13 protein-coding genes are annotated in these 17,806 nt (G+C 60.0%); 9 read left to right on the forward strand and 4 right to left on the reverse strand.

Features of this window, described 5'->3' with window-relative positions:
• Positions 1-13: 13 nt before the first annotated feature.
• On the reverse strand, positions 14-1,210 hold the full coding sequence (gene ispDF, locus CU048_00240) for a bifunctional 2-C-methyl-D-erythritol 4-phosphate cytidylyltransferase/2-C-methyl-D-erythritol 2,4-cyclodiphosphate synthase (protein QBR69969.1): 1,197 nt from the start codon (positions 1,208-1,210) through the stop codon (positions 14-16).
• Positions 1,211-1,343: 133 nt separating this feature from the next.
• On the opposite strand from ispDF, the gene CU048_00245 reads away from it, so the two are divergent.
• From CU048_00245 to CU048_00275, 7 genes are all read left to right on the forward strand, one after another.
• Positions 1,344-2,369 carry a tRNA dihydrouridine synthase DusB gene (locus CU048_00245; protein QBR72530.1) on the forward strand — a complete coding sequence of 342 codons (1,026 nt, stop codon included), beginning with the start codon at positions 1,344-1,346 and terminating at the stop codon, positions 2,367-2,369.
• On the forward strand, positions 2,366-3,508 hold the full coding sequence (locus tag CU048_00250) for a two-component sensor histidine kinase (protein ID QBR69970.1): 1,143 nt from the start codon (positions 2,366-2,368) through the stop codon (positions 3,506-3,508). Before CU048_00245 ends, CU048_00250 begins: the two co-directional genes overlap by 4 nt.
• 125 nt (positions 3,509-3,633) lie before the next feature.
• On the forward strand, positions 3,634-5,112 hold the full coding sequence (ntrC, locus tag CU048_00255; protein QBR72531.1) for a nitrogen regulation protein NR(I): 1,479 nt from the start codon (positions 3,634-3,636) through the stop codon (positions 5,110-5,112).
• 235 nt (positions 5,113-5,347) lie between these two features.
• On the forward strand, positions 5,348-7,621 hold the full coding sequence (locus tag CU048_00260; GenBank protein ID QBR69971.1) for a PAS domain-containing sensor histidine kinase: 2,274 nt from the start codon (positions 5,348-5,350) through the stop codon (positions 7,619-7,621).
• A gap of 8 nt (positions 7,622-7,629) precedes the next feature.
• A complete protein-coding gene (locus CU048_00265; GenBank protein ID QBR72532.1) occupies positions 7,630-8,997 on the forward strand; it encodes a sigma-54-dependent Fis family transcriptional regulator in 1,368 nt (455 codons plus the stop codon).
• Positions 8,998-9,113: 116 nt separating this feature from the next.
• Positions 9,114-11,717, forward strand: a complete 2,604-nt coding sequence (locus CU048_00270) for a glycosyl transferase family 1 (protein ID QBR69972.1) — start codon at positions 9,114-9,116, stop codon at positions 11,715-11,717.
• A 133-nt stretch (positions 11,718-11,850) separates the two neighbouring features.
• Positions 11,851-12,636: a hypothetical protein gene (locus CU048_00275; protein QBR69973.1), complete on the forward strand. Its 786-nt coding sequence runs from the start codon at positions 11,851-11,853 to the stop codon at positions 12,634-12,636.
• Between the two features lie 109 nt (positions 12,637-12,745).
• On the opposite strand, the gene CU048_00280 is transcribed toward CU048_00275, so the two are convergent.
• Positions 12,746-12,961 carry a DUF1674 domain-containing protein gene (locus tag CU048_00280; GenBank protein QBR72533.1) on the reverse strand — a complete coding sequence of 72 codons (216 nt, stop codon included), beginning with the start codon at positions 12,959-12,961 and terminating at the stop codon, positions 12,746-12,748.
• 206 nt (positions 12,962-13,167) lie between these two features.
• Here CU048_00280 and CU048_00285 point away from each other — a divergent pair, with 206 nt between their 5' ends.
• Together CU048_00285 and CU048_00290 are read left to right on the forward strand one after the other, a co-directional pair.
• Positions 13,168-14,538 carry an MFS transporter gene (locus CU048_00285; GenBank protein QBR69974.1) on the forward strand — a complete coding sequence of 457 codons (1,371 nt, stop codon included), beginning with the start codon at positions 13,168-13,170 and terminating at the stop codon, positions 14,536-14,538.
• Between the two features lie 143 nt (positions 14,539-14,681).
• Positions 14,682-16,406 carry a heparinase gene (locus CU048_00290; GenBank protein QBR69975.1) on the forward strand — a complete coding sequence of 575 codons (1,725 nt, stop codon included), beginning with the start codon at positions 14,682-14,684 and terminating at the stop codon, positions 16,404-16,406.
• On the opposite strand, the gene CU048_00295 is transcribed toward CU048_00290, so the two are convergent.
• Both CU048_00295 and CU048_00300 read right to left on the reverse strand, forming a co-directional pair.
• Entirely contained in the window at positions 16,386-17,015 is a 630-nt protein-coding gene (locus CU048_00295) for a thiamine phosphate synthase (protein ID QBR69976.1), read from the reverse strand. The two genes, CU048_00290 and CU048_00295, sit on opposite strands and share 21 nt — an antisense overlap.
• Positions 17,008-17,805, reverse strand: a complete 798-nt coding sequence (locus CU048_00300) for a thiazole synthase (GenBank protein ID QBR69977.1) — start codon at positions 17,803-17,805, stop codon at positions 17,008-17,010. Before CU048_00300 ends, CU048_00295 begins: the two co-directional genes overlap by 8 nt.
• Position 17,806 lies beyond the last annotated feature (1 nt).

The raw sequence follows: 17,806 nt of genomic DNA on the forward strand, positions 1-17,806 counted from the left end.
GCTTGCTCCTGCGCTAGAGCGGCAGACGCACCGTTGCGATGGCAAGCGAGGCCATGCCTTCCTCGCGGCCGGTAAAGCCCAAGCGTTCGGTGGTCGTCGCCTTGATCGCCACCCGGTCTATCTGGATTTCGACGATCTCCGCGATGCTGGCCCGGATCGCGTCGCGGTGCGGCCCGATTTTCGGCCGCTCGCAGGCAAGCGTCGCATCGATGTGGGCGATCATGCCCCCACGCGCACGCACTTTTGCGGCGGCCGCGGCGAGGAAAATCCGCGAGGCCGCGCCGCGCCACTGCGGATCGCTGGGTGGAAAATGACTCCCGATGTCGCCTTCGGCCAAGGCGCCGAGCAGGGCGTCGGTAATCGCGTGACTTAAGACATCGGCGTCCGAATGACCGACAAGGCCATGGTCATGCGCGATTTTTAAGCCGCCCAGCCAGACATGGTCGCCAGGCCCAAACGCATGCACGTCGTAGCCTTGTCCGATCCGGACATCGGCCAGCTCGCGGATCAATCGCGCCTCGGCAACATGCAGATCGGCGCTGGTTGTGATTTTCATGTTGGCATCGTCTCCCGGGAAAACATGGACAGGATGGCCCGCCCATTCCGCGACGGCGGCATCATCGGTCAGATCGCAGGCGCCGGATTTCGCGGCACTTCGATGCGCCGCCAAGATCAATTCAAACCGAAAGGCCTGCGGCGTCTGGACCGCGCGTAACCGGCTTCGGGGCGGCGTTGCCAGAACCAGGCCCTCTTCGTCGATTTCCTTCACCGTGTCTGTGGGGAGAACACCCGGAACAGCTGCACCGTGAGCAATTGCGGCTGCAACCGCTCTATCCACTAATGTATCGCTTACAAATAATCTTGCAGCATCATGAATTAAAACAATTTTTAAATTGTTATCCAGTGCCAGTGCCTCAAGCCCGGCAAGGACGCTTTCCTGGCGCGAGTCGCCGCCAAACACCGGCTTCGAAATGGCTTTCCTTTGTTGAACCGTAAAATCAGCCAAGCTGCTATTAAACAGGGCTAGGTCATCCATGTGAATAACGGGCAGAAGTTTCGCGCCAGGAACCGCGCGGATAAGGGCGTCGAGTGTGTGCGAAAGCAACGGCCGGCCCGCCAAGTACCTGTATTGTTTGGGAAGCCCGGAACCGGCGCGTGAGCCTCGTCCGGCTGCAACGACGATGATCGCTACGTCAGTCCCGAATTGCATGATCTCTCCAAGGTGACATCACAAAGTGCTTTCCATCGTTTGTTTTCACAGTGTCGTCAATTTCCTTGCTTTCTGACGCTATTATGGGCAATTTACTCGTTGCCGCATTGCACAAAGTGACTATGATATGAGCATGAGTTGCATTGCTAAAAATTTAGGCAACAATGCCAGCGGTCTTCGGATTGGTGGACTTTGCCTTGACGGGCGGGCGTTGCTTGCGCCGATGGCCGGAGTAACCGACCTCGGCATGCGCCGTCTAGCGCGCCGTTTCGGCGCCTCTCTGACCGTCTCGGAAATGGTGGCAGCCGATTATTTCACCCGCGGAGATCGGGCGAATCAGCTGAGGGCGCGTGGCACGGGCGAAGGCCTGCACGTGGTGCAGATTGCAGGATGCGACCCGGCCGTCATGGCGGAGGCCGCCCGTTTCGCGGAGGGTTCAGGGGCCGCAATGATCGACATCAACATGGGGTGTCCGGCCAAACGGGTGACAAGCGGTTTTGCGGGATCGCATCTGATGCGCGACCTGGGGCTTGCCGTCGCCTTGATCCGCGCGACGGTTGGCGCGGTGCGGGTTCCTGTCACGCTCAAAATGCGGCTCGGCTGGGATGAGCAGTCGATCAATGCGCCCGAACTCGGACGCTTGGCTGAAGGCGAGGGGATCGCGCTGTTGACGGTCCATGGCCGGACGCGCTGTCAGTTCTATTCAGCGTCGGCCAATTGGGCGGCGATCAATAAGGTGAAGCAAGCGGTTTCGATTCCGGTGGTTGCGAACGGCGATTGTGCCAGCCTTGCGGATGCTGCCACGATGCTGGCCAGATCTGGTGCCGATGCGGTGATGATCGGCCGCTCCGCAATCGGACGGCCCTGGTTTGTCGGGGATGTGGCTCACTACCTTACGCACGGGAGCGCGAGGGGCGCTCCGGCCGCCGCCGAACGAAAATCGGCGGCGCTCGAGCATTATGAGACTTTGCTTGAGATTTTCGGCAAGGCGCAGGGCGTGCGTCATGCACGCAAGCATCTGGCCGGCTATGCCGAATGGGCGAGCGTCCGCGATGGGGCAATGCTGCGCCAGCGTCTGGTGATGGCCGAATGCCCCAATGAGGTGAAGTCCGCCCTCTGCGCGTTATTTGACTCTCCGCCTCTGAGGGAGGCGGCATGAGCACGGCTCTTGCCTCTTCAGGACTGACGCAGCTCGGTCTCGCCCGGAACGACGGCGATGCGGGCAAGCTCCTGAATGCTCTTCCCCATCCTGTCATCTCGGTGTTGCCGGATGGTTCAATTGCCGATGCCAATGCGGCGGCTGAAGTTTTTTTCGGGATGAGCCGGACATCGCTTTGGCAGCAAAAAATCGGTCAAATCGTTACGGCGGACTCGCCCCTCCTGTCCCTCATCGAACAGGTGAGGGCCGGCGGTGCGGCGATCAACGAATATCGGGTCCATTTGAGATTGGCGAAACCTCAAGGGGAGAGGCTGGTTGATATTTCTGTGACGCCATTGCGGGACCCCGGCGATGGCGTTGTCGTCATGTTGCAGGAACGCTCGCTCGCAGAAAAAATCGACCGCCAGCTCACCCATCGCGGCGCCGGCCGTTCCGTGGCCGCCATGGCTTCCGTGCTCGCCCATGAAATCAAGAACCCGCTGTCCGGGATCAGAGGCGCCGCGCAGCTTCTTGAAGCCGAAGCCACCGACGCCGATCGGGTTTTGACGCGCCTGATCTGCGAGGAGACCGACCGAATTGTGAAACTGGTCGATCGCATGAGTGCTTTTTCAGAGAAGCGGCCGATCGATCGGGAGAAGGTCAATATTCACGCCGTCCTCGACCATGTGAAGAAAGTGTCCCAGGCCGGATTTGCGCGTCATATCCGCTTCCATGAGAATTACGATCCCTCGCTTCCTTCGGTTCTCGGCAACAAGGACCAACTCGTTCAAGTGTTCTTGAATCTGGTCAAGAATGCTGCGGAAGCGATTGGCGAAACACGAAGCGACGGCGATATCGAACTGTCGACTGCGTTCCGGCCCGGAGTTCGTCTGCAAATCCCCGGCGCCAAAGCGCCCGTGAGTCTGCCTTTGGAATTTTGCGTTCGCGACAATGGTTCGGGCGTCGCGCCCGACTTACTGCCCTATCTCTACGATCCGTTTATCACGACGAAGGCAACAGGAACTGGCCTAGGGCTTGCTTTGGTTGCCAAGATTGTTGGCGATCATGGTGGCACCATAGAATGCGAATCTTTTCCCCGCCGGACGACGTTCCGCGTTCTCATGCCCATGTTTGCGCCCCATAAAATGGCCAAGGCGTGAAGGGCGGCCGGGCCTGAGCCCCGGTTCCGCAGCCAAGGCCGGCGGCCCTGGGCCTAGGAAGTCGGCAAGATCTTAAACATCCCGCGGGTTCAAGCCTTTGTTCGCCCGCAGCAAGGTGCATCATGATGGCCACTGGCAATATTCTCATTGCTGACGACGATACGGCAATTCGGACGGTTCTTAGTCAGGCTCTGTCCCGGGCGGGCTATGAGGTTCGCACGACCGGAAACGCGGCAACGCTTTGGCGGTGGGTTCAGGCCGGCGAGGGAGATCTCGTCATTACGGACGTCGTGATGCCGGACGAGAATGCCTTTGAGCTTCTTCCGAAGATGAAAAAATTGCGGCCGGAGCTGCCGATCATCGTGATGAGCGCGCAGAATACGTTCATGACCGCGATCAAGGCTTCTGAACGCGGGGCTTATGATTATCTGCCGAAGCCCTTCGATTTGAGGGAATTGGTTTTGATCGTCGGGCGCGCGATGAGCGAGCCCAAGAATCGAGTCCGCGCCGAACCCAACGCCGAACTCGAAGGGATGCCTCTGGTTGGGCGATCGCCCGCCATGCAGGAAATCTACCGTGCCTTGGCGCGCCTCATGCAGACCGATCTGACGGTCATGATTACCGGCGAATCCGGCACCGGCAAGGAGCTGGTCGCCCGCGCGCTGCATGACTATGGCAAACGCAAGAAGGGCCCGTTCGTCGCCATCAATATGGCGGCCATTCCCCGCGATCTCATTGAGAGCGAATTGTTCGGTCATGAAAAGGGGGCTTTCACCGGGGCCAATCAGCGCTCCGCCGGACGCTTCGAGCAAGCCGAGGGCGGCACTTTGTTCCTCGATGAGATTGGCGACATGCCGATGGAGGCGCAGACACGGCTTTTGCGCGTGCTTCAGCAAGGCGAATACACGACGGTCGGAGGACGCACGCCGATCAAGACCAATGTTCGCATCATTGCCGCGACCAATAAGGATTTGGGCGGCCTCATTCGCCAGGGCCTATTCCGCGAGGATTTGTTTTTCCGGCTAAACGTCGTCCCCTTGCGGCTGCCGCCCTTGCGGGAACGGACGGAAGATATCGCCGACCTCGCGCAGCACTTCTTCGTTCTCGCCGCCTCCGAGGGCTTGCCGCTGAAACGGGTCGAGCCCGATGCGCTCGAACGCCTCAAACGCTATCGATGGCCGGGCAATATTCGCGAACTCGAAAATCTCACGCGGCGGCTGGCAGCGCTTTATCCCCAGGAGGCGGTCACGGCCCAATTGGTCGACATGGAACTCGCCGTCGACACGTCCGCGCTTGGGTCGAGCTATGCGCCGCCCCTCGCTGCCGGAAATGGCCGCTCGCAGGAGCCCGAACGGAGCGCGACGCTCGCGAGTGCGATGGAACAGCATCTCGCCGAGCTCTTTCATGAACATGGCGAAAGCCTTCCACCTCCCGGTCTCTACCATCGCATTCTGCGGGAGCTGGAATATCCGTTGATCTCCGCAGCGCTCGCCGCCACGCGTGGAAATCAGATCAAGGCTGCCGAGCTTTTGGGACTCAACCGGAACACCCTGCGCAAAAAGGTTCGCGATCTGGACATCAGGTTGATGCGCTCGCCGCGCTGAGGATCGAATGGGTCCCCGCAGCCAGGCTCCGCTTTTTCTGCACCAAAGATTATTTTGGAATCAGTGACTTAAAGCTAGTTCATAAGGTTTTAGATGCAGATTTGCGCGTCTGTCTCTCAACTTTGCGCGGTAGGCTGGTCCCTGAAATGTCGCAATCCTGCAACAGCGTGGTATTATGGCAACGCGACTCATTTCCTGGGTATTCTAACCCTTTGATTTCTTTCTTCCGGCGGGCATGGGTGATCAGCGAATAGCGGGGCGAGCTAAAGGCGGACGAAATGGCAAACCCCGGTTTGCAGCTCGTTTCGGCCCTGTCGCGGTTATTCTCGCGCTGTTCGTCGCTCTCGTCAGCTTTCTGATCTTCTCGGGCTATACGCCAATTTCCCCGACAAACACCGTGGTCGTGGGGTTGTTTGTCGCCAATATCCTCGGCATCCTTCTCGTCTTCTGCTTCGTGCTCGCGGAAGCCTATGCGCTGTTCAAGGCACGCCGCGCCGGGATCGCTGGAGCCGAGCTGCATGTTCGCGTGGTCGGGCTTTTTTCGATCATCGCCGCCGCACCGGCTCTCTTGATGGCCTGGGTCGGTTCGGTGACCTTGGAGCGAAGTCTCAATCCTTCTTTCATGCAGGACGGGCGTGGCTTTGTCCAAAATACCATTGACGCGGCGCGGCTCTATGAGCGGGACCAATGCAAATCCCTGCTGCAGGAAGCCCGGCTCACGGCCTCCGATCTCGACCGCGGCAAGCTTATGTTTGAGGTCGACCGCCCGTTGTTTCGGGAGTTTTTTGCCTCAAGGGCCCGTTTTTTGGGATTTACCGCGGCGGCGCTTCTGAAATCCGATGGCACGGTCGTTGAGCGAGTCGACACCGGCGCGGCGGTTGGAAACGTGGTGGTTCGGCCAGACCCCAGAGATTTCGAGGAAGCAAAAAAAAATGAGCCGGTTTGCCTGACCCTTAATGAAGGCCCGACTTTCGTGGCCTTGCGGACGCTCAATTCCTTCGAAGATACTTTTTTATATGTGGCGAGGCCAGTCGACCCGTTCACGGTGGAGTTTCCCCGCCAGGCCGCCAAAATGGTTGCGCTCTACGACGCTTTTGACAGCCATCGAAGCGGCATTCGGATCGCGTTCGCGACCATGTTCGTCCTGATCGCCTTGATCATGCTGTTGTCCGCGACTTGGCTCGGTCTTTCCTTTGCCGACAGCCTTGTCGCTCCGATCCGGCGCCTGATCGCGGCGACAGACGAGGTGGCCTCCGGCAATCTCCACGTTCAAGTCGCGGTCCATAAATCCGACGGAGATTTGGCGCATCTAGGCGAAACCTTCAACAAGATGACATCGGAACTCAGCGTCCAGCAGCGGCGGCTGATTGCTGCCAGCAAGCTGATCGATGAGCGGCGCCTCTTTACCGAGGCCGTCCTATCCGGGGTTCCCGTCGCGGTGGTGGGCGTGGGACGCCAGGGAGAAATTACCGTGCTCAATCATTCGGCGGAGAATTTGATTCCCCGAAGCGGAGAATCGGCAGCTCGGCTCGTGGGGCAGGCGATCGAAGCCGTCCTGCCGGAAATCTCCGATACGCTGGCCGAGGCACGCGCCAACCCCTCCCGCCTGATTCAGGGGCAGATTTCCTTAGCCCGAGGCGGCCTCGACCGGCTTTTCAATGTGAGTATCACCAGCGAGCCGACCGAGCGGGCCGACCGGAACTATGTCGTGACACTCGACGACATTACCGACCTCGTCTCGGCGCAGCGGACGGCAGCCTGGGCCGATGTCGCGCGCCGGATCGCCCATGAAATCAAAAATCCGCTGACTCCGATTCAGCTCTCCGCCGAACGGTTGAAGCGCAAATATGGCCGCCTGATAGAAAAGGATCGCGACGTCTTTGACCAGTGCACCGACACAATCGTCCGCCAAGTCGATGACATTAAGCGTATGGTGGATGAGTTTTCCTCGTTCGCGCGGATGCCAAAACCCAGCCTCGAAAGCGACGATCTCGGCGAATGCGTGCGCCAGGTTCTGTTTTTGATGCGGGTCGCCCATCCCGATATTGTTTTTGAAGACCATTTGCCGGAGGCCCCGGTTCGCGTCCCGTTCGACCGGCGACTCCTTTCTCAGGCTTTGACGAACATTATTAAGAATGCGACGGAGGGGATCGGCGAGCAGCCGGAAGGCACCGAAGACCAGGGACGCATTTCCGTGACCCTTGCGATTACTGGGCAAGGTGTCACCATTGACGTTATCGACAACGGCAAGGGGTTTCCAAGGGAGAACCGACAAAGGCTGCTCGAACCCTATATGACGACGCGAGCGGAAGGAACCGGCCTCGGACTTCCGATCGTGGCCAAGATTCTCGCCGATCATGGCGGCGGGATCGAGCTACGCGATGCGCCAGAAGGGCGGGGCGCCTGGGTCAGGCTCTTTTTTCCTTTGGGCCACGATCTTGGGAGTAAATCTGATTTTGCCGGGGCTTCGGATCAAGCCGCGCCGGCGGCGGCCAGAAAGGGAGCGTGAAACAGTCCATGGCGAGCGACATTCTGATTGTGGACGATGAAGCCGATATCCGCGAGATTGTTTCCGGGATCTTGTCGGACGAAGGCCACGGCACGCGCACGGCCAAGAACTCCGACGAGGCGTTGGCCGCGATTGGGGCCAGACGACCTACTCTCGTCTTTCTCGATATTTGGCTGCAAGGGTCAAGACTCGACGGCTTGCAGCTGTTGAAAATCATCAAGGAGCAGAACCCGAACCTCCCGGTCGTCATGATTTCGGGGCATGGCAACATTGAGACGGCGGTGTCCGCGATCAAGCTCGGCGCCTATGACTTCATCGAAAAGCCGTTCAAGGCTGATCGCCTGGTGCTTGTCGCTGAACGTGCGCTCGAAGCCTCGCGGTTGAAGCGCGAAGTCAATGAACTTCGCACGCGAACGGGCGGTGCCAATCTGATTGTCGGCAAATCGACCGCGATCAATCAATTGCGCCAGGTGATCGAGCGCGTTGGACCGGCCAATTCGAGGATCCTGATCACCGGTTCGCCGGGCGCGGGCAAGGAACTCGTCGCACGCAACATCCATGAGACATCGGCGCGTGCGAGCGGGCCGTTCGTGACCATCAGCTCGGCGACGATCGAGCCGGAAACCATGGAACTCGAACTTTTTGGGGTCGAGGGCAAGGAGGGCCGTAGCCGCAAGGTGGGAGCTCTCGAGGAAGCCCATGGAGGCACGCTCTATCTCGACGAAATTGCGGATATGCCGAAGGAGACCCAGGGCAAAATCCTGCGTGTGCTCGTCGAACAAAATTTTCAGCGGGTAGGGGGAACGACCCGCGTCCATGTCGATGTGCGCATCATTTCATCGAGTTCGCGCAATCTCGCGGCGCTGATCGCCGACGGTTCGTTTCGCGAGGACCTTTTCCATCGTCTTGCGGTTGTGCCGGTTCGGGTCCCTTCCTTGAGCGAACATCGCGAAGATATTCCCGAACTCATCGGGTTTTTCATGGAGCAGGTCTCGGTGACGAGCGGTATGCCCAGGCGTTTGATCGCTGACGACGCGATGGCGGTCCTGCAGTCACATGATTGGCCCGGAAACATCAGGCAATTGCGCAATAATGTGGAACGCCTGATGATTCTCGCTGCTGGCGACCCGGATGCGGCGGTGACGGCCGAAATGCTGCCGGCCGAAATCGGTACGCTCGTTCCTTCGACCCCAAATGGTCAAGGCGGCGAAAAGCTGATGAATCTTCCCTTGCGGGAGGCCCGCGAGGTCTTTGAGCGCGAATATCTGGTCGCTCAGATCAATCGCTTCAGTGGCAATATCTCGCGGACTGCGGAGTTTATCGGGATGGAACGCTCGGCCTTGCACCGCAAATTGAAGTCCCTTCAGGTTGACTGACCTAAAAGAATTGAATGGCCCATTGATCACGTGTTGAAGGGGCTTTCGCCGATTGCCATGAATCCCTATTTCTATATTCGGGCCTCGACCAAATCTCTTCGTTTAACAAAGCGCCTATGGACTCATTGGAAACCCCATCCAACTTGTTGAACGGCACAAAGCAAGACTCACAACGCGGCCCTAGCTGGTGGCTGCTGCTACGGCTCGCCCTGCGCGACTTTCGCGGAGGCCTGCGCGGTTTCGGGATCTTTCTTGCGTCCATCGCGCTGGGCGTCGCCGCGATCACGGGCGTCGGCTCGGTGTCGGCTGCGCTTAAGGACGGGCTTGCCCAGCAGGGGCGCGCAATTCTTGGTGGCGATGCCTCTTTTAATCTCGTCCAGCACGAAATAAATGCGCCTGAACGCGATTTTTTTCTCCAACAAGGACGCCTTTCCTCCGTGGCGCTGATGCGCGCCATGGCGCGTGGGGACAACGGCGAAGCCGCGCTTGTCGAGATCAAGGCAGTCGACGGTAGCTATCCGCTCGCCGGCGAACTTGGCCTCGAACCACCGCTGCCGCTCGCCGACGCCTTGGCCGAGCGGGAGGGTGCCTTTGGAATCGTGGCCGAGGCGGCGCTTCTGGCAAAGCTCGGCCTCTCACTGGGAAGCCGCCTCACAATCGGCGACACGCCTTTCGAATTGCGGAGTGTGCTCGCGGCCGAGCCGGACCATTTTTTTGGGGCGATAGGATTCGGACCCCGCGTCTTGATTTCGGAAGCCGCACTTCGCGCGACCGGTCTGCTGCAGCCGGGTGCTCTCACAAAGTGGGCTTATCGCGTCCTGTTGAACGGGGCGACTACAAGCGACAGTCAACTCGACGCATTTACAGAGGCGGTGAAACAAAAATTTCCCGAGGCGGGATGGGACGTCCGCACGCGAAAAAACATATCTCCGCAATTTTCCCGCAATCTGGATCGCTTCACGGAATTTCTGACCCTCGTCGGCCTCACGTCTTTGATCGTCGGCGGGATCGGCGTCGCCAACGCGATTGCCGGCTTTGTCGAGCGTAAGCGGCCGGTGATTGCGACTTTGAAAGCAGTCGGCGCGAGCGGGTCCACCGTCTTTGCTCTGATGTTGACTCAAACGATGCTGGTTGCCCTCGTCGGAGTGACGATTGGCGCGGCGCTTGGCGCCGCATTGCCTTTTGTCGCTGTCTGGGGCTTCGGTTCTCTCCTCCCTTTCCCGCTTGCGCCAGCGGTCTTCCCGACTGCAATTGGCAAGGGCGTTCTGTACGGCCTTTTGACCGCGCTCGCATTCTCCGCGGGTCCATTGGGACACGCCCATGACGTTCCGGTCCAGGCGTTGTTTCGCGCCGAGATCGAACCGAGGCGGACTCTCCCGAGGCCCCGCTACATTGCCCTGATCCTCAGCGCCGCCGTGGGCCTTGCATCGACGTTTTTGGTCTTTGCGACCGATCGCGGGCTTGTCCTAATTTACATGGCAGCGACCCTCGCCGCCTTCGCCGTCCTGCGGGGGGCGTCCTTTCTCATCATGTTCGGCGCCAAGAAAATCCCGCACATGCGCAATTTCGCGTTGCGCTTGGCCATCGGTAATATTTATCGGCCGGGCGCGCTCACGCCTTCCGTCGTCCTTTCGCTCGGCCTCGGTGTTGCGCTTCTCGTGACGCTCACTTTGATCGATGGCAACATCAGCGCCGAACTCAAACCCTCCCTCATCGGCAAGACGCCGAGCTTTTATTTTCTCGATGTCCAAAACGCGAAGGCCGGAGAGTTTACGGCGTTCTTGAAGAGTCACGCGCCAGACAGCAAAATCGAACTCGTCCCGATGCTGCGCGGTCGCATCATCCGTCTGAATGGATTGCAGGTGGGCGTGGCACAGCCCAAACAAAGCGTCGCCTGGGTTTTGGAAGGCGACCGCGGGATTACCTTCGCCCCTTCTTTGCCGGAAGGCTCCGTTCTGATCAAAGGAGCCTGGTGGCCGAGCGATTACACGGGGCCTCCCTTGGTCTCGATGGAAAATGAGGCCGCCGAGGGGCTCGGGCTTGCCGTCGGCGACGAAGTCACCGTCAACGTTCTCGGCCGAGAGATCGGTGCCAAAATCGCCAATACCCGCAAGGTCAATTGGCGGAGCTATGGAATTAATTTCGTCCTGGTATTCTCGCCGAACAGCTTCGCTGGCGCTCCCTTTGCCGACCTCGCGACACTGACCTTTGAAGATGCCAGCAGCCCGGCGCGGGAATCTTCGATTTTGCGCGAGACAGCGCGGAAGTTTCCGTCGATTACAAGCATCCGTGTGAAGGATGCGCTTGATACCGTAAACGCGGTTGTGGCTCAGCTGGCCTTTGCGGTCAGGGGAGCCTCCAGCGTTGCATTCCTGGCCTCGATCCTGGTCCTCGGCGGGGCGCTCGCGGCGGGTCAAACCGCCCGTATTCACGATGCCGTCGTATTGAAGACGCTCGGCGCGACGCGGTCGCGCCTGCTGGCCGCCTATATTTTTGAATATAGCGCGCTTGGGTTTTGCACGGCGTTGTTCGGTGTCGCGGCAGGGGGAGCCGCCGCCTATGCCATTGTTGACCAAGTGATGAAACTCGATTTTCTTTGGCTCTGGCCGCAGACATTTATCGCGGCAGTGGCCGCGGTGAGCGTCACAATCGGCCTTGGACTGCTCTCGACATGGTGGATTTTGGGCCGCAAACCGGCACCTTATTTGCGCGATCTATAGTCAGGGAACGTTAAGCATTGTTCATGTAGGCGCCCTTGTACCGTCTCGGTGCTTGCGCCATATTAAAGGGGACGCTGATCCTGCAAAGGCAGCGGCCGGAGGCGGTCAAGCCTCCCTAACTTTTGAGGAAAACATGTCCGACTTCGACCGCAACGCAGGTGCCCGCTGGGGGCAGGGCGCAGTACGGGCCGGTCGCGCCGAAATCGACCAGGGCCTGCGCACGTACATGCTGGGCGTCTACAACAATATGGTGGTCGGTTTGGCCATCACAGGTTTGGTAGCGCTTGGTGTCCATATGCTTGCCGTCACGAGCGATCCCTCGATGGCGGTCGCCCAAATTGGGCGAATCTCTCTGACGGCCTTTGGCCAGACCCTGTACCTGACCCCGCTCAGGTGGCTGGTGATTTTAGCGCCGCTCGGTTTCGTTCTGTTCTTTTCGTTCCGCATTAACCAGATGTCGGCATCAAGCGCCCGGACCTTGTTCCTCGCTTTTGCGGCGGCGATGGGCCTGTCCATGTCGACGATCCTCGTGGTCTATACCGGAACGTCGGTCGCCCGCGCTTTCTTTGTAACGGCGGCGGCTTTCGGTGGCTTGAGCCTTTACGGCTACACCACGAAGCGTGACCTGTCGCCGATGGGTGCCTTTTTGGTGATGGGTTTGTTCGGCTTGATCATCGCGATGCTGGTCAATCTGTTCGTACAAAGCACCGGGTTCCAGTTCGCATTGTCGATCCTTTCGGTTCTGATCTTCTCGGGTCTCACCGCGTGGGATACGCAAGCGATCAAGGAAATGTACTTCGCAAGCGATGATTATGAGGTCGCCACGAAGAAATCGGTCAATGCCGCCTTGATGCTTTATCTGGATTTCATCAACATCTTCCAGTCGCTCCTGTTTCTCACAGGGTCACGAAACGACTGATCATCGCACAGTTTGCAAACCAGGCCCCGCGAAAGCGGGGCCTTTTTTTGCTTTAAGAGCTCACTGCGGTTGGCCGTCGGTGAAAGCAAAATAATATTGCGCCGTGATATCAGAAATCAGTAGCGATACCCTTGACCTCCCAATCACCATAGCGGGCCGGCTCTAAACCATCCCGGCCATTGATTTCCGTGGGCGCCACTGTACTGTCCTGCTTGGCAATGCGACGGCGTTCGTCTGCCTCGGCGAGCGCCCGCTGCGCCGCTTCGCTGAGCTTTCTTCGGCTTGCCTTCAAAATGGCAAGGTCATCGTTTTTCGGTCGTTCCATCTTTATGGCTCCGCAGTCTTGGCGGGGACGAGCGCGGCTCGCATGCGCGGCCATTCGTGAGAAGTTTGGGCCAAATTCTGGGCAAAGTCCAAAGGTTCGTGCTAGGAGAAGGCGATGATCGCACCCCCCCAAGTCTTCGCAGCGGAGTGTCCCGTTTGACCCTATCTCCGCGTCCGCCGTCGGATCGGCGGCGTAGCCGTAAGATTTTGAGTGGAAGGCCCCATCATCCCCCCTTTGCGGTCGACCAAGGGCAACAGGGCGAAGACTGCCCGGGACTGGCTGCGCGCCTCGCCGCTGCGGCAATCCTAAACGATATAATCGGCCGTTTTCATCCCCTCGATGAATGCTTTTCGGGCAAGGCTATTCCGTCTCGGCTTGGGGGGCTCGATGCCCGGGACATTGCCCTCACTCGATCGATCGTCACCGCTGGACTTCGCCGGCTTGGAACGATCCGTGCGGCTCTGGCTGGGCTTTTGGATAAGGGACTGCCGCGCCAGGCCGCGCATCTCGAATGGATCTTGATCGCGGCTTCTGCCCAGATTCTTTTTCTGGATGTTCCCGATCATGCCGCCGTCGACCTCGCCGTCCGCATGACCCGGCTCGAGTCGAAAGGCGCGCCTTACGCTTCGCTCGTCAACGGCGTGCTGCGCAATCTCATCCGCGCACGGGAAAAGATCTTATTGGAAAGCGACCCTCTCGATCACGACACGCCGGCTTGGCTGGCCGCGCGCTGGCGGAAGACTTATGGAGACGCCGAGGCCCGTGCGATCGCGAGCGCCCATCGTGCGGAGCCGACGCTCGACATCACCGTGCTTTCGGACCCCTTGATTTGGGCCGACCGGCTTGGAGCGATCGTTCTGCCAACCGGTTCGCTGCGGCTTCGCACTCATGTGCCCGTGACCGAACTCCCGGGTTTCTCGGAAGGTCGCTGGTTCGTTCAGGATGCAGCCGCGGCACTTCCCGCGCGCCTATTGCAGGCAGGCCCCGGTCTCAAGGTGGCCGATTTTTGCGCAGCTCCGGGCGGCAAGGCGGCGCAACTCGCTGCGGCCGGCGCCGACGTTACCGCGATTGATCGGTCCGCTGAACGGCTGAAACGACTGACCGCGAATTTTGCCAGGTTGAACCTGCATGCCGACATTGTCGTCGCTGATATCGTTAGCCTGAAAACGCCACCTTTCGATGCGATTTTGGTCGATGCGCCCTGTCTTGCCACCGGCACGATCAGGCGCCATCCCGATATTGCCTGGATTAAGAAGCCGGGTGATCTGACGGCGCTGACGGCCCTTCAAAGCCGCATGCTGGACAAAGCCGTCGAGCTCGTCAAACCGGGCGGATTGATCGTTTATTGCACCTGCTCGATCGAGCCGGAGGAAAATGAGATGCAGATTTCCGCGCTCTTGCGCCGTAATCCGGATGTTACGCGGGTCCCGATCGAACCAAGCGAAGTCGGCGGCTTGCCGCAAATTTTGAACGAAAACGGCGAATTGCGGACCCTGCCTTCGCATCTTCCCGATGCCGAGCCGCGCCTCGCGGGCCTCGATGGTTTCTTCGCTGCGCGCCTGGTTCGGCGAGGTTAATAAACCCGACAGAATTTTAAAAGATAAACCCAATGCTGCGGTTTAGGATCGCTCGGCTGAAACGACGATATGCCAGCGACAAGATTTGCTGGCCGCGTCACGGTCCTGGCAAACGGGCGGCATGGAAATGAGGAGGTAGTCCCCTGGCGGGCGCGACATTCAAGGAACGGTTGCGCGTCGTCGGAGTCCTCGCCGCACGCGCCGGATTGGTTTTGCGGCGGTCTCTCGGCGCACCCTGGCGCGCCGCCATCGGATTGCGGAGGCGGCCGCCGGAGCGGCTCTTGATCGCGCCGCAAGATATCCGAACCAGCGATCCGACACTTGCGGCCGATATTTACGCCGGCTATTTCGCGTTCGGCGGTAAGATCGTCAATGCGCATGGCCGCTCGCCGTTCGAATTGGAGACCGGATCGGCCGCCTGGGCGCGGGCGCTTGCGGGTTTTGGATGGTTGCGGCATTTGCGGGCTGCCGATACCGCAGTGGCTCGCGCGAACGCCCGGGCTCTGGTCGATGATTTCTTGAGCATTGCGGGCAAGCCAAGCGCAATCCCGGCGTGGGAACCGCAGGTCGCGGCCCGTCGCCTGCTCGCCTTTTTATCGCAATCGCCGGTGATCCTCGATGGGGCGGACCGGGCCTTCTACCGCCGCTTTATGAAGGGGATCGGCCGAACTCAGGTGTTTCTCGAGCGCAAAATCGCTGGCGGCCTTGCTGGAGAACCGCGGCTCCTTGCAGCGATTGCCTTGGCTGAACTCGGCCTCTGCGCGGAGGGGACGGGCCGGCTTCCTCAACGCGGTGCCAAGCTGCTGGCCGAGGAGCTTGACCGCCAAGTCCTTCCGGATGGTGGCCATATCAGCCGAAATCCGGAAATCCTGCTCGACCTTCTTCCTGATCTGCTTCCTTTGCGGCAAGCCTATGCCGCCCGTGGTTTGCAGGCGCCCGCCCAACTCCTCAACGCCATCGACCGCATGTTGCCGATGCTGCGCCTGTTCCGGCATGGTGATGGGACGCTCGGCCTCTTCAACGGCATGGGTGTCACGCCGCCCGAACTGCTTGCCACCATCCTGGCTTATGACGACGTCCGGGCCCAGGCGCTGACCAGCGCGCGGCACTCCGGTTACCAGCGCCTGGAAACGGCGGACGCGATTGCCTTGATTGACGCGGGCCGGCCGCCGCCGCAAATTTTTTCAAATCGCGCGCATGCCGGTTGTTCGTCGCTCGAATTTTCGGTGGGTGCGCATAGGCTGGTCATCAATTGCGGCGCGCCCGACGCCAATCGCGCTGCGGCGCGCGAAGCCGCCCGCATGACGGCGGCCCATTCGACTCTTGTCATCGACGACATATCGTCCTGCCGCTTCGCGTCGCACGCTGGGCTGAGCAAATGGCTCGGCGATCAGATCGTTGCGGGGCCGGACAAGGTCGACGTCGAGCGCCATGACGACTCTTCCGGTTCAACCGTGCTTGTCGGGCATAATGGCTATGCGGCCCGGTTCGGTGTCATCCATGAGCGTTTCGTCATGCTGCACAAGGATGGCAAGATGCTCGAGGGCGTGGACCGTCTGCGGGCCGCGGAGCCTGGTGAGCCGGTCGAAAAACATCCCTTTGCGGTGCGCTTCCACATTCACCCGAATGTGCGGCTGAAGCGCGTGCGCGATGGCCTCGCCGTGCTTTGCGTCTTGCCCGATGGCGGGCGCTGGCTCTTCGAGACCGCAAATGGTTTGGTGGACATTGAGGAAAGCATTTATTTCGCGGCACCCGATGGGCCGCGCAGTTGTGCGCAGATTGTTATTCACGGCGAGACTGCGGCCGACACGGTTGTCGAATGGAACCTCCGCAACGTCGAACGGAAGTCACCGCGAGACGAGGGGTGAGGGCGTGCGCACGAATCCTCGCGTCGCTGTCACCCAGTCTCGCGTGCGTTGTTCGGGGTCCGCGTTCAAGGTGATGTCGGTGACCACCGCGGCGCTATCGGCGCCCGCTTCGAGAACGCCGGCGACGCGGTCCAAAGTGACTCCGCCAATGCCTACTAGCGGGATCCGGCCGATCTTCTTTTTCCATTCGGCAAGGCGGTCCAAGCCTTGCGGCGCAAAAGCCATCGCCTTCAAGATCGTCGGATAGATTGGCCCGAGCGCGATATAATCCGGTGCCACTTCCAATGCCCGGAACAATTCGGCGTCATCATGGGTCGAGACACCGAGCCTCATCCCGGCGCGGCGGATAGCGGCTAAATCCGCCGTATCGAGATCGCTTTGTCCGAGATGAACGAAATCGCAGCCCGCTTCGATTGCGTCTTGCCAATAATCATTGACGATAAGCTGCGCGCCATGCTGCTCGCAAAGTGCCTTGGCCTCTTTGATCTCGGCGCGAACCGTCGACTCCGGCTTGTCCTTGATCCGCAATTGCACGAGCCGAACGCCGCAAGGCAAAAGCCGCGCGATCCAGGCGGCGCTATCGACGATCAGATAAAACGGATCAAGCACGCGCGAGGTCGCTGAACGCGCGCCCGATGACGGGAGTCGAAGGCGCGGCCATGTCGCGCGGCTGCATCGGATCGGCGCGGTAGCCGAGCCGCCCAGCCTCGACCGCGAGCGCGAAGGCGCGGGCCATCCCGACAGGATCGCCGGCCTTGGCAATCGCGGTGTTCAAAAGGACCGCGTCAAAACCCATTTCCATAGCGGCCGCCGCATGCGAGGGCGTGCCGATCCCGGCGTCGATGATCAGCGGCACCTGCGGAAAATGCGCGCGCAGCGATTTCAGCGCATAAGGATTGTTGAGGCCGCGCCCGGAACCGATCGGAGATCCCCATGGCATGAGAACCTCACACCCCGCGCGTAAAAGTTTTTCCGCCGCGACAAGATCCTCAGTGGTGTAGGGAAAAACCTGAAACCCTTCGCGGGAAAGAATCGAGGCCGCCTCAACGAGACCGAACACATCGGGCTGCAAACTGTCTTCCTCGCCGATGACTTCGAGCTTGATCCAAGGCGTGTCAAAAACCTCGCGCGCCATTTGCGCGGTGGTCACTGCTTCCTTCACGCTGCTGCACCCGGCGGTGTTGGGCAGGACCCGAACCCCAAGTTCGCGGATCAGCGACCAAAAATTTTCGCCGGCCCGGCTTGCCCCCGACTCGCGCCTGAGCGAAACGGTCACGACCTCGGCTTTCGCCGCCGTGATCGCGCGCGAAAGAATCGCGGGCGAGGGATATTGCGCGGTCCCAACCAGAAGACGCGAAGAAAGCTCGAGTCCATAAAGGGTCAGAGCGTCGAGACTCATC

It is taken from the genome of Beijerinckiaceae bacterium, from assembly GCA_004564215.1.
In the GTDB taxonomy this organism is placed as follows: Bacteria; Pseudomonadota; Alphaproteobacteria; order Rhizobiales; family Beijerinckiaceae; genus Methylocapsa.